At 32.9% G+C, this 13,713-nt stretch carries 12 protein-coding genes; all 12 read left to right on the plus strand.

Translation table 11 applies throughout. The features are described from left to right. Positions 1-20 precede the first annotated feature (20 nt). The 12 genes from selA (at position 21) to R9X47_RS27575 (ending at position 13,544) form a co-directional block, all read left to right on the plus strand. A complete protein-coding gene (gene selA, locus R9X47_RS27520; RefSeq protein ID WP_432664257.1) occupies positions 21-1,430 on the plus strand; it encodes an L-seryl-tRNA(Sec) selenium transferase in 1,410 nt (469 codons plus the stop codon). A 2-nt stretch (positions 1,431-1,432) separates the two neighbouring features. Further along, positions 1,433-3,337, plus strand: coding sequence for a selenocysteine-specific translation elongation factor (gene selB / locus R9X47_RS27525; protein WP_432664258.1), 1,905 nt, complete (start codon positions 1,433-1,435; stop codon positions 3,335-3,337). A 108-nt stretch (positions 3,338-3,445) separates the two neighbouring features. Further along, on the plus strand, positions 3,446-4,135 hold the full coding sequence (locus tag R9X47_RS27530) for a response regulator (protein WP_432667702.1): 690 nt from the start codon (positions 3,446-3,448) through the stop codon (positions 4,133-4,135). Next, positions 4,110-5,549, plus strand: coding sequence for a sensor histidine kinase (locus R9X47_RS27535; protein ID WP_432664259.1), 1,440 nt, complete (start codon positions 4,110-4,112; stop codon positions 5,547-5,549). Before R9X47_RS27530 ends, R9X47_RS27535 begins: the two co-directional genes overlap by 26 nt. Before the next feature lie 19 nt (positions 5,550-5,568). Beyond that, a complete protein-coding gene (locus tag R9X47_RS27540) occupies positions 5,569-6,441 on the plus strand; it encodes a GerMN domain-containing protein (protein WP_432664260.1) in 873 nt (290 codons plus the stop codon). Positions 6,442-6,669: 228 nt separating this feature from the next. After that, positions 6,670-7,512, plus strand: coding sequence for a PRD domain-containing protein (locus tag R9X47_RS27545; protein WP_432664261.1), 843 nt, complete (start codon positions 6,670-6,672; stop codon positions 7,510-7,512). A gap of 136 nt (positions 7,513-7,648) precedes the next feature. Continuing rightward, positions 7,649-9,061, plus strand: a complete 1,413-nt coding sequence (gene nagE / locus R9X47_RS27550) for an N-acetylglucosamine-specific PTS transporter subunit IIBC (protein ID WP_432664262.1) — start codon at positions 7,649-7,651, stop codon at positions 9,059-9,061. Between the two features lie 408 nt (positions 9,062-9,469). After that, complete coding sequence (locus tag R9X47_RS27555; RefSeq protein ID WP_432664263.1) at positions 9,470-9,943, plus strand: PTS sugar transporter subunit IIA; 474 nt, start codon at positions 9,470-9,472, stop codon at positions 9,941-9,943. Between the two features lie 51 nt (positions 9,944-9,994). Continuing rightward, on the plus strand, positions 9,995-10,258 hold the full coding sequence (locus tag R9X47_RS27560; protein ID WP_432664264.1) for an HPr family phosphocarrier protein: 264 nt from the start codon (positions 9,995-9,997) through the stop codon (positions 10,256-10,258). A gap of 118 nt (positions 10,259-10,376) precedes the next feature. Then, on the plus strand, positions 10,377-11,477 hold the full coding sequence (locus R9X47_RS27565) for a GerAB/ArcD/ProY family transporter (RefSeq protein WP_432664265.1): 1,101 nt from the start codon (positions 10,377-10,379) through the stop codon (positions 11,475-11,477). Positions 11,478-11,649: 172 nt separating this feature from the next. Continuing rightward, a complete protein-coding gene (gene nagB, locus R9X47_RS27570) occupies positions 11,650-12,378 on the plus strand; it encodes a glucosamine-6-phosphate deaminase (protein WP_432667703.1) in 729 nt (242 codons plus the stop codon). A gap of 143 nt (positions 12,379-12,521) precedes the next feature. Then, complete coding sequence (locus R9X47_RS27575; protein WP_432664266.1) at positions 12,522-13,544, plus strand: LacI family DNA-binding transcriptional regulator; 1,023 nt, start codon at positions 12,522-12,524, stop codon at positions 13,542-13,544. The last annotated feature ends 169 nt before the right edge of the window (positions 13,545-13,713 follow it).

Consider the following 13,713-nt stretch of genomic DNA (forward strand, 5'->3'; position numbering starts at 1 on the left):
TATGTTGTGGGAGTGAAAACATGAATAAAAAGAGTTTACTTGCAAATCTACCAAAGGTAGACGAGCTATTAAATAATGAAAGAATCGATGTATTAATAGAGAAATTTCCTAGAAGTACTATTGTAGATTCCATAAGAAACAAAATTGACGAGGTAAGAAAAAAAATACTGAGTTCAACAGATGACGAACTAATTGATTTTGAAATTAAGACTGAGGACCTAGTTAATGATATTGTTGTTTATATAGAAAAAATGAATACTATGAGCCTTAGAAGGGTAATAAATGCTACAGGAGTAGTTTTACATACAAATCTTGGACGTGCTTTAATTAGCGAAAGAATTTTGAAGGAGTTAACCGATGTAGCTTGTAACTATTCAACATTAGAATTTGATATTTCTAACGGGAAAAGGGGTTCTAGATATTCTCATGTTGAGGAACTTATATGTAAGCTGACTGGAGCAGAGGGAGCCATAGTTGTAAACAACAACGCTGCCGCCGTATTATTGGTCTTAAATACGATAGCAAAGGAAAGGGAAGTTATTGTCTCAAGGGGAGAATTGGTAGAAATTGGAGGTTCCTTTAGAGTGCCCGAAGTAATGGTTCAAAGTGGTGCCATACTGAGAGAAGTTGGAGCGACAAATAAAACTCATCTTTATGATTATGAAAATAATATTTGTGAAGAAACAGCAGCTATATTAAAGGTACATACAAGTAACTACAAGATACTAGGCTTTACTAAAGATGTAGATGTAGAAGAACTAGTTACACTTGGAAAGAAATTCGACATACCTGTCTATGAAGATATCGGAAGTGGGACACTGATAGATTTTTCAAAGTATGGTTTAACATATGAACCTACGGTTTTGGAAAGTATTTCAAAGGGTGCCGATATTGTAAGCTTTAGTGGAGATAAGCTTTTAGGAGGACCTCAGGCAGGAATTATAGTTGGAAAGAAAAAATATATTGAGAAGATGAAGAGAAATCAGCTTACCAGAGCATTAAGAGTGGATAAGATGACATTTGCAGCTTTAGAAGCAACTCTTAGACTGTATCTAGATGAAAAGCTTGCTATGGAGAACATACCTACTTTAAATATGCTGACTATAGATGTAGAAACGATCAAAAATAAAGCTGAAATACTATTTGATAAGCTAGTAGAAAACGCTAACACAATAGATGTTACACTTGTAGAAGGAGTTTCTCAGGTCGGTGGAGGTGCAATGCCCCTTGAAGAACTACCTACGTATTTAGTATCCCTTAATCCTAAGAGGACTAGTGCAAAGAAGCTTGAGGAAAAGCTTAGAGGCTACAGTATTCCAATTATTTGTAGAATTAGTGATGATAGGGTATTATTAGATGCGAGAACTTTAAAAGAAGAAGAATGCAACATTATTGTAAATGCTATAAAGGAAATTGAAAACGGGAGGTAAGCATGAGGAACGTTATAATAGGTACAGCCGGTCATATAGATCATGGAAAAACGACATTAATTAGAGCCCTCACTGGAATAGAAACTGACAGGCTTAAGGAAGAGAAGAAGAGGGGCATAACTATTGAATTGGGATTTGCTTACTTTGACCTGCCGAATGGAAAAAAAGCTGGAATAGTTGATGTACCAGGTCATGAGAGATTTATAAAAAACATGCTGGCGGGAGTTAGCGGAATTGATTTAGTTCTATTAGTTATTGCTGCCGATGAAGGAATTATGCCTCAGACTCAGGAACACTTAGATATACTATCGATTTTAGATGTGAAGAAGGGAATTGTTGTATTAACAAAGAGTGATTTAGTTGATGATGAATGGCTGAGTCTTGTTAAGGAAGAGATAAGAGATAAGGTACAGGGAACTTTTTTAGAAAATGCACCTCTTATTCCAGTTTCTTCTGTTCAAGGTACAGGTATTGAAGAACTTAAGAATCATATAACTAAGCTTACTGAGAATGTCGAGCAAAAAGACGCTTCTGAGCCATTAAGACTCCCTGTAGATAGAGTATTTACTATGTCTGGATTTGGAACAATCGTTACTGGAACTTTGATTGAGGGAACAATATCAGAAAAACAATCTGTAACGGTATTTCCTAAAGGATTAGAAGCCAAGGTTAGAAATATTCAAGTACATGGGAAATCGGTTCCGGAAGCCTATGCTGGACAAAGAGTAGCAATAAACCTAACTGGAGTTAAAAAGGAAGATATCGATAGAGGAGATGTCCTTGCAGAGCCTGATTCTATGAAAAACTCAATGATCATTGATGTGAAATTAAATCTTCTAAAAAGCTCAAATAGAAAAATAGAGCACTGGAATAGATTAAGATTTTACCATGGCACTAAGGAAATATTATGTAGAGTTGTCCCAATAGATAAGGATGAGTTAAATCCAGGAGAGAGCTGCTACGCACAATTAAGACTTGAAGAGGAAACTGCCTGTAAATATGGAGACAGATTTGTTGTGAGATACTACTCGCCACTGGAGACCATTGGTGGAGGTATAGTTTTAGACCCAAATGCTGTTAAGCATAAGAAATCCGATGAAGATGTAATTAGTGAATTAACAGCCAAAAGTGAAGGCGACAAGGGAGCAATCATAGAGAATATATTAAAGAAGTATAGTGCTAAGCTACCTGATATAAAGTTTATAGCAGTACAAACTGGACTATCAGAAAAGTTAGTTGATGATACCCTAAAGGCCTTCTTAAAGGATGAAATAGCTGTTAGCTTTTCTGGGAACATATTTATGCATAGAGATTTTATTGAAGAGTCTGAAGAGGCCTTAATGAGCTTCTTATCTACATTCCACAAAAAGAATCCTTTAAAACCTGGTGTTTCTAAAGAGGAAATCAGAAGCAGATTTTTCAACAATACAAAGGGAAAGCTATTTGAAGAGATAACTGAATTCTATATTAAGAATGGCGTAATAGAAGTATTTAATAGTTTTGTTGCATTAAAGGGATTTGAAATAAAGTTATCTAAGGAACAAATTGTTTTGAAGGATAAAATATTAAAGGCATACAAGGATAATGAATTTAAACCTCCAGTGTTGAAGGAACTGTCAAAGTTTCTTGGAAATGGAGTAAAGGATAAGGAAATAAAGGATATCATAGAAGTGCTGATAGGATCAAAAATGATTGTAAAAATTAGCGATGATGTCTTACTGGATATTGATAGCTATAACAAGGCTAAAAAGCTCTTAGTAGATTTTCTGACAGAAAATAAAGCAATAGCATTATCAGAGTTTCGTGATATACTAAATACATCTAGAAAATACGTTGTTCCTATTCTAGAGCATTTTGATTCAATTAAACTTACGAAACGTGTTGAAGACAAGAGGGTTTTAGTATAAAATAAGTATGGTTTTTATGAGAATTATTATGCAAATATTGTTTAATAATAAAAGTATAAATATTTTCGTTATACGGAGGTATACAAAAAATAATGAGGTGAGTAGTTAATATCAAAAAAACTTTTAGTTGTTGATGACGAGGAAATTCTATTAAAAGGTTTAAAATATAGTTTAGAGCAGGAAGAGTATGAGATAGATACAGCTACTGATGGATTAGAGGCTTATGAAAAAGCTATAAATAATAATTATGATCTTGTAGTTTTAGATTTGATGCTACCTAAGATGGACGGCTTAGAGGTATGTAGAAAAATAAGAGAAAATTCTATGGTTCCGATCATTATCTTAACTGCAAAAGGTGAAGATACAAGCAAGGTATTAGGTTTAGAATACGGTGCAGATGATTACTTAACAAAACCGTTTAACATACTAGAATTGAAAGCAAGAATAAAAGCGATATTTAGAAGAGTTAATTTAAAAGAGAATGTAGTACATACCAATATTTTAAACATTGATGACTTTACTATCAATACCCTAGGTAGAAAGGTTAGTCTTAACGGTGAAGAAATAAATCTAACTGCGAAGGAATTTGATTTACTGTTACTTTTAGCAACTAATCCAGGTAAAATTTATTCAAGAGAAGAGCTGTTAGAAACGATATGGGGCTACGAATATTTTGGAGATGTAAGAACCGTTGATGTACATGTTAGGAGATTAAGGGAAAAAATTGAAAACAATTCTAGCCAACCTGAGTATATCCTGACAAAATGGGGAGTTGGTTATTATTTTAGAAATAAATAATAAACTCAAAGGATTAAGGTGGAAACTGGTTTCCACCTATTTATTATTGGTATTTTTGACTATTTTGCTAATAAACTCATTTATAAATGAGTCACTTAGGATCAACTATACAAATGAAAAGAAAATTAGCCTGCTTACACAAAGTAATATTATTGCAGATAGACTGTCTCCATATATTTCTGAAATCGATAGCAAATATGTAAATGAGGTAGTTACTGACATCGTTATGAAGCTAAGTATTGAACTTAAGTCAAGGGTTATGATTTCAGATCGAAATGGAAAGATATTGATTGATTCATTTGATACTTTGGAGGGAGAAAGACTTAACGAAGAAGAGCTTTCCCTTGCACTACTTGGAAAAAACGTTGCTAACCAACATTATTTACAGAAGTATGGTAGAGTGATATATGTAGCTGTTCCTATAATTAGTAAGGGAAGAATTTTAGGAGCAGTGTTTATATCGTCTTCCCTAGAGGAGATATTTGCCAGTATTAAAGGAACGATGCATAAATTTATGGTCTTATCCTTCTTTAGTTTAGCCATTACAGCCTTTATAAGTTTTATTTTTGCTGATATCATTTCAAAACCTATTGAAAAGCTTACTGAAGCCGTAAGAAGAATGGCCCAGGGGAAATTTAATCAAAAGGTAGAAGTCTATGGCAACGACGAGATAAGCGATCTTGGAAGAGCTTTTAACCTGATGACTACTAAACTTGATCAGGTTGACAAGCAAAGGCGAGAATTTGTAGGGAATGTATCACATGAACTTAGGACGCCCCTAAGCTCAATAAAGATACTTTCAGAATCGTTAATTCACCAGGAACATGCACCAGAAGAAATATATAAGGAATTCCTTAGGGATATTGATTCGGAAGTTGATAGACTGAATAAAATAATCGATAGTTTATTGTACTTAGTAGACCTAGAAAAGGAAGATATACATTTAGATTACCAGTTGATTTACGTGAACTATCTAGTTCAAAAAGTTATTGGGAGCTTAAAGCCTTTGGCTGATAAAAAGAATATTGAAATAAGCTTTGAAGAAAAGGTAAGGATACAGGTTATGCTTGATAAGTTTAAAATTCAGCAAAGCCTTATTAACATATTAGCTAATGCCATAAAGTACACTCCAGAAAATGGTAAGGTGGAAGTTGAGATCTATGCTGAGAAGGATAATTTTGTAATCAAGGTAAAGGATACTGGAATAGGTATACCAGAAGACGAGCTACCATTTATATTTGACAGATTCTATCGTGTAGACAAAGCACGAGATAGAAAAACAGGCGGTACGGGTTTAGGTTTGTCCATCACCCAACAGCTAATAGCTCTTCATCAAGGAGAGATAAAGGTTGAAAGTGTTGTTAACGAGGGAACTACTTTTAATATTGTGTTACCTTTAAAAGCAACTTTATAGGGCCAAGGGGGTTATAAATTTGAAGTCGTTCTATAGATTGTATGTATTTTTACTGATTATATGTATCGTAATATTGTTCGCTGTGACATTCAGGCAAGACATAAATATATCCGACAATGTTAAACCGATACCTCCGGTTCCTGAAGAAATCACATCGACAATTAAATTGTATTTTACGAGTAATGGTAAACTGGTAAAGGAGAATAGACTAGTTACTACAAAGGATATGATATTTGAAAAGGTTATAGTTGAGGAACTAATTAAAGGCCCGAGAAATCAAACTTTGATAGCCACTATGCCGCCAAGTGTAAGGATACTTTCAATAGAAACTATTGAGAAAATCTGTTATGTCAATTTTTCAAAGGAGTATATAGAAAACGTAAAATGGGATGAACTTGAAGATGATATTATTATATGGTCCCTTGTAAATTCACTAACTCAACTTGATTATATTCAAAGAGTACAAATTCTGGTTGAAGGAGAAAAGATTGATTTTCCTCACCTTGATTTTTCTAGAAATCAACCGTTTTCGAGGAATGATGATCTAGTTGCAAAGAGTAATGTAACTCATTTCTCTATTTTGAAAGACTTTCTAGATAGTTTGAAAATGGAAAGATATGATAAAGCCTATTCTATGCTGGATAAAGGAAGCACAATGAGAATAGGCTTCCAAGAATTTAGAGAGATAATGTCTGTTTACATAAAGGAATTAAGAGATTACGAGATCGGACTTTTTAACACACAAAAATTTTCCGATAGAGTAATTATTTCTATTAAGTATTTGAAGAATGATATAGATGGTCAGGTTCAGCTCTATCAAGAATGGAAACTGATTGAGGAAAACGGTGAAATTAAGATAGTTTTAGGTGATAAAGAGAAAATAGGATTCTAATCCTAGCTGAAAAGCACAATTGCCAAATATTAAAAAAGATGAAAAATATATTGACAAACGTTTTCCGAGTATGGTATTATGAATTTAATTAAATGAAAATCAAGGGACGTTACTTCATTTAGGCGTAAACCTATGTATTAATGCAAGATGTAAATCTGCGTATTAATGTATAAGTTTGCGCCTTTTTCATTATAGGATTATGCATCTTTATTATGGGGAGGTGTGGAAATGAGTAAAGCTAATTTTAGAATATTGAAGATTTTAAATAATAATATTATACTGGCCTATGATTTTACAAAAAAGAAAGATACAATCCTAATGGGTAAAGGTATTGGTTTTGGAAAGAAGGAAAATAAGAAAGTATATATTCCTGAAGAAAGCATACAAAGATCCTTTGTTGCTAACAATGAGAAAATGCAAAATGAGTATTTTAGGTTGGTAAATCAGATAGACCCAAACATAATAGAGATATGCGAGAAAATCATAGACATTGCTGAAGGAGAGCTAGGAGATCTGAATAGCCATATACATATTTTGCTTACAGATCATATATCCTTTGCCTTAGAAAGAGTAAAAATGGGGATGCAAATTGAAAATCCCTTTATAGATGAAATAAAAATATTGTATCAAGATGAATTTGATATTGCTATCCAAGCTATAGATATGATAAAGAAAAAATTAGATATAGATTTAGGGTTCGGAGAGATAGGTTTTATTGCAATGCATCTTCATTCAGCTAGAAAAAATGTTAATGTAAAAGAAACCATGAGGAATACTAGAATACTAAACGAAATGACAAATATTATTGAAGAAGGTTTAAACTTAAAGTTAGATAAGACGAAATATAGCTATAGAAGGTTAATCAACCATTTACAAGGAGCACTAGATAGAATTAACAATAGAAAGTTTATAGAAAATCCTCTCTTAGAAAATATAAAAAAGGAATTTAAGGACTCATTTGAAATTATAAAAGCAATAAAAGCTAAGGTTGAAGAAGAATATGAAATGGAGATACCGGAACAAGAACTTGGTTATATGGCGATTCATATTGAAAGACTAAAAACTAAATGATTTTATAGGGATTTAAGTAAGCCCTATACAGGTGTGTTACTGTTAAATCAGGCATTAACCTTTTGGATGGATAAACTAACTCTATCTAAAGGTTGATGCCTTTTTTGTTACAAAAAATAATAAGGAGGAATTACTTATGAGTAGTAATGTGTTTGGTAAGGTACAAAAACTAGGAAAGTCTTTAATGTTACCTATAGCAGTGCTTCCCGCTGCTGGATTACTGTTAAGATTTGGAGTACTTTTGAATATTCCGTTCATAACAGAGGCAGGAAATGCAGCTTTTGCTAACCTAGCACTATTATTTGCTATCGGTGTTGCAATAGGGCTAGCAAAAGAGAATCATGGTGCAGCGGCACTAGCTGGAGCTTTAGGATATTTTACAATAACTTCTTGTGCAAAAGCTATAAACGCAGATATAAATATGGGTGTGTTAGGGGGGATTATAGCAGGAATTTTAGCAGGAAATCTATATAACAAGTACCATAATATCAGCGTTCCAGATTTCTTAGGGTTCTTTGGTGGAAAGAGATTTGTACCTATAATTACTTCAATATATTCAATTGGTTTAGGTTTCATATTTGGTTATGTATGGCCATATGTTCAAAAAGGAATAGATGGAGTAGGTAATTGGACAGTAGAAGCAGGATCAGGTGGACTATTTGTATTTGGTACATTAAACAGATTATTGATACCTACAGGACTTCATCATGTTATGAATAGTATAGTTTGGTTCGTATTCGGAGAATATAATGGAGCAACAGGAGATTTGCATAGATTCTTTGCAGGTGACCCAAGCGCTGGGATCTTCATGGCCGGCTTTTTCCCAGTAATGATGTTTGGTCTTCCAGCAGTAGCTTTAGCAATATATAACACAGCGAAAAAGGAACATAAAAAGGCTATTGGAGGAGCTTTAGTTTCAGTTGCATTAACTTCATTCTTAACAGGAATTACAGAACCTATTGAGTTTATGTTCATGTTCCTTGCGCCAGTTCTTTACGTAATTCATGCAATACTAACAGGTATATCTATGGCACTAACTAATATGCTAGGAATACTACATGGATTTTCATTTTCAGCAGGAGCACTTGATTACTTTATAAACTGGAAATGGGCAACTAGACCAATGCTTCTAGTGCCAATTGGACTTATATTTGCTGCTGTATACTATGTAATATTTGTGCTTGCAATTAAGAAATTCGATTTGAACCTTGCAGATGGAATTATTGACCTTGCATATGGGAATGCCGATGAGGTTAAAGAGCGAGTAGGAAATGAAGCATCAGGTAAAAAAGACAACTTGGATGTAATAGCGATAGGTTATCTAGAGGCCTTAGGTGGAGAAGAAAATATTGAGGAATTGGATAATTGTATAACAAGACTTAGACTTGAACTAAAGGATGTTTCAAAGGTTGATGAAGATAAATTAAAGAAGCTTGGAGCTTCTGGAGTAGTTCGAGTTGGTAATAAGAGTATGCAGGTAATTGTTGGAACAAAGGTAGATATTATTGCTAATAGGATGAAAAAGAACCTAAGCGGCTCTAAATCATAAATCTAAGTCTTAAACCTGGGGCTTGATGCCCCAGGTAATAAACCAATTAAATTTATGAATTTAAGTATATTTATAAGTTTTTAGACAAAAATCACCAATTATCAAGTATAATAAATTTATTAGAGCATTACAAAAGTCTCTTGATATTATTGTGCAATTTTTTCAAAAGCCCTTACTATTGAAAAGATGTCAGGCTCAAGATTAAATCTCTTATAGGTTTATTTAAATTCATAAAAGTATTTATTATTGAGAAATAAACAGCATTATAGAGATTCAAGTAAAACATTGATTTATGCACATCACAACCTCCCAGAAAGGTTGAATTTTGGTATGTATGGATTAAGTTTTGCTATGAGAACTCTATGTCTTAGAAAAAAACAAAGCTCAGTACTTATAGGAGGGTGCAGAATGTTTAGTTTATTCAAAAAAAATAAAGAGGTAGTTATAAAGTCACCTTTTGAGGGAGAAATTGTAGATATTGCAAATGTAAATGATCCAGCTTTTTCAGAAAAAATCCTTGGAGATGGATTTGCAGTGATACCAAGTAGCAAAATTGCTAAAGCTCCATGTGATGGTAAAGTGACACAGATATTTCACACAAATCATGCCTTTGGAATAACAACTGATGAGGGACTAGAGATACTAGTACACATAGGTTTGGATACAGTAAAGTTAGATGGGGAAGGTTTTAAAAGGCTTGTTGAAGTTGGTGATGAAGTGAAAGAGGGCACAGGAATTATAGAGGTTGACTTAGACTATATTAAAAATAATGGTAAGGATGTTATAACTCCTGTAGTAATAACGAATATGGAGGCCGTAGAAGATATAGTAAAGGGCTTTAATGATGGTAAAGAGGCTTTAAGGGTAAAGGTTAGAAAATAGTTCTTGAGTTACTTATAAAATTAAAGCAAAGTGGAAAAGGAGGATATATCTATGGAGAAATTAGTAAAAATATTAAACGAATCGGGATTACATGCCAGACCTACAGCTGTTTTTGTAAAAACAGCATCGGGATTTAAATCTGAGATAAAGATAGAAGTTAAAGGAAATTGCCTAAATGGCAAGTCCATTATGAATGTACTAAGTCTAGGGGCTAAAAAGGGAGAAGAAATTAAGATTATTGCAAATGGTCCCGACGAAGATGAAGCAGTTCAATGTTTAGTACAGCTTATAGAGTCAAAATTTGGTGAAGAGTAGTACTTATATGGAATATAAATTTCAATAAATAAATCGACATTTATTGGAAAAAATAATAGATAGCCTATTTACTGCTTATAGAGAAATGGCAAGCTTTCATATTTTGGAGGATCAGATATTGAGTAAAGAAATTATTTCTGATAAGCAAGGGATATCTATTATTGTTATGTTTATATTAGGAGCATCCACAGTAATGTTAATGACCCTAGAAGTTAAACAGGATCTCTGGTTGGCAGTGATTTTTGCTATAGCCATGGCAGTACCACTTGTACTAATTTGGGCTAGGATGCACTATCTTTTTCCAGGAAAAGATTTATTTTATATTTTAGAATATTGCTTTGGCAAATTTTTAGGAACTGGTATTTTTATACTTTATACTTGGTATTTCTTTCATACAGGAACGTTAGTGGTGAGAAATGTCACATACTTTATACACACAGTATCATTAGAACAAACTCCAGAAATTGTGATAATGGCTTTTTTTGTGAGCCTATGTATATATATAACGAAAAATGGTCTTAAAACAATAGGCAGATGGGCAGAGTTATTTGTTATAATAGCCATAACATTTATACTAATTTCAATGCTTTTTCTACTGCCAAATATAAATATCAATAATATTAGGCCATTTTTGGCAAATGGGATAAAACCAGTTTTAAGTGGTGCCTATTATGAACTTTCTTTTCCTTTTGCAGAACTTGTGACATTTACTATGATTTTCACAGCCGTTAATAGAAGAAAATCATTTTATAAAATTTACCTATTAGGTTTACTAATTGGAGGCTTGGTTATATTTGCAGTTTCATTAACGGATATTTTGGTACTAGGGGCCAATACCATTTTGCATACTTATTTTTCATCCTATGCAGCTGTTTCAAGGATGAATATCAGGAATATTATTCAAAGGCTTGAGGTGGTACTCGCTATTGTATTTACATTAGGAGAGTTTCTTAAGATGAGTGTGTATCTACTTGCCACATGTAGAAGTATAACTAGAATAATTAAGGGTTTTCATTATAAACTTATAGTAATACCCGTTGCATTGCTTATGTTAAATACAGCCTTCATTTTACATGAAAGTACTATGGAATTCTTTGAGTGGAGCTATGAGGTGTGGCCATTTTATGTATTTCCATTCCATGTAGCTTTCCCTATAATTATTTTCGTAGTTGTTGAGGTAAAGAGGCATAGATTAAATAAAAATACAAAATTTAACTAGTAATTTGTAAGAATATTTAGTATAATTTTGCCGTAGAAAGTTTGTAACAAAATAGGTAATGACATCATGAGAAGTATACCTTTTAGCAAGAACATCTTCTAGGGTAGAGAGTTTTGATTTAATAATTCTACATAAAAAGGGGAGATCTTTTATGAAAAAGAAGTTTGGGAGCATAAAAATTAATGTTGTAGATAATTACGAAGAGATGAGTAAAGAGGCTGCCCGTTTAGTTGCTGCTCAGATTAGACTAAAACCAGAGAGTATTGTTGGATTTGCAACGGGGTCAACTCCAACAGGAATGTACAAAGAGCTAGTGAAAATGTATAGAGAAGAGGGGCTGGATTTTTCTAAAATAGTGAGTTTTAATTTAGATGAATACTATCCGATTGATCCAAGCTCTGAACAAAGCTATTACTTTTATATGATGAATAATCTATTTAATCATATAAACATTGAAAAAGATAATATTAATATTCCAGATGGTAAAGCACCGGATGTAGAAGTTCAATGTAGACAATATGAAGAAAGAATCCGTAGAGTCGGTGGAATAGATCTACAGGTTTTAGGAATAGGCCCTAATGGTCATATAGGTTTTAATGAGCCTGATTTGAAATTTGAAGCAGAGACCCATATAATAGATTTAGACAAAAAGACTATCGAGGCTAACTCAAGGTTTTTTAATAGCGTGGATGAAGTACCTAAGAGGGCAATAACTATGGGGATTAAAACAATAATGCATGCTAGAAAAATCGTTTTACTAGCCAATGGAAGTGGAAAAGCTGAGGTAATAAAAGAAGCAATTTTAGGTAGCATAGTACCAAATTTACCGGCATCAATATTACAGCTTCATCAAGATGTAACTATAATATGTGATAAGGAAGCAAGTAAGGAATTAATCTAAATCTAATACTTTCTTAGTTCTCATAAAGAACTAAGAAATAGACTGTTAAAAAAAGTGTATTTTATGAAATATTCTAAAAATTATTTACTTTAATAAAAAATTATGCTATATTAAACACAACAAAAAAGTAGATATTGGCAGGAGTGATAAGTATAGTTATAAAAATTCAAGATGTGGCTAAGAAGGCTGGAGTATCGACAGCCACAGTATCTAGAGTTATTAATGGCTATGAACATGTTAGTGATAAGTTGAAAAATAGGGTACAGGATGCAATAGATGAGCTAAACTATAAGCCTAATCAGATTGCCAAAAGCTTAGCTTCTCAAAAAACGAACTTAATTGGCATACTAGTTCCCGACTTAAAGTATGAATATTATGCTAACATGCTCAGCAGTATTGAAGAGTATGCAAGTCAAAAGAATTACAATATAATAGTCTGCAACATTAAAGAAGATCTGGACAAAGAGATAAGATATATAAATATTCTTAAGGAAATGTGGGTAGACGGAATTATATTGATGCATGAGAAGCTAAATGATAATATAAAAAAGTTATTATTGGAGTGCGAAATTCCCACAGTATTAGCGAGTATTAAATTAGAGGGACTAGATTTTCCTTCGGTCAACATAGATGATTTTAAAGCTGCATATGATGCTACCAAATATCTTATAGATTTAGGACATCGAAAAATTGCAATAATAGCTGGAGATATGAGAGATTATACAGCTGGATCTGAACGATTTAGGGGATACAAGCAAGCTTTAGTGGATAATGATATAGCCTTTGTACCGAAGTATTTTGGACAGGGGAATTTCAATATCCAAGATGGGTATAATGCCATGGGGAAATTGCTAGAGAATGAAATCGATTTACCTACTGCTGTATTTGCTGTAAGCGATTCGATGGCAGTTGGTGCCATGAATTATATGATAGATAGAGGATATAATGTGCCAGATGATATTTCTATCATAGGATTTGATGATATTGATTTGGCTAGTGCAGTTCGGCCTAAGCTAACAACAATAAATCAACCAGCTGAAAAAATAGGAAGCTTAGCAGTTGAATTATTAATTAAGTATATTGAAAAAGAATATGATGAACATGACAAAGAAATCGTATTGGAGCATAGAATTGTTGCTAGGGGAACTTGTAAAGAGTTGCTTTAATTTAGAAAGGAATTGTAAGCGATTTCAAGTTTTACAATCAATTTTGAAAACGCTTACAAAATGTTAAAAGATATTCTCTTTAGTGTGTAAATTCATACCAGTAGATCATAAAAAACTTCATGATTTTATTTTTTTAGAAAAATTGAAAGCGCTTACAAAATCCAGAATT

Source organism: Wukongibacter baidiensis (genome assembly GCF_050888315.1).
Lineage (GTDB): Bacteria > Bacillota > Clostridia > Peptostreptococcales > Caminicellaceae > Wukongibacter > Wukongibacter baidiensis.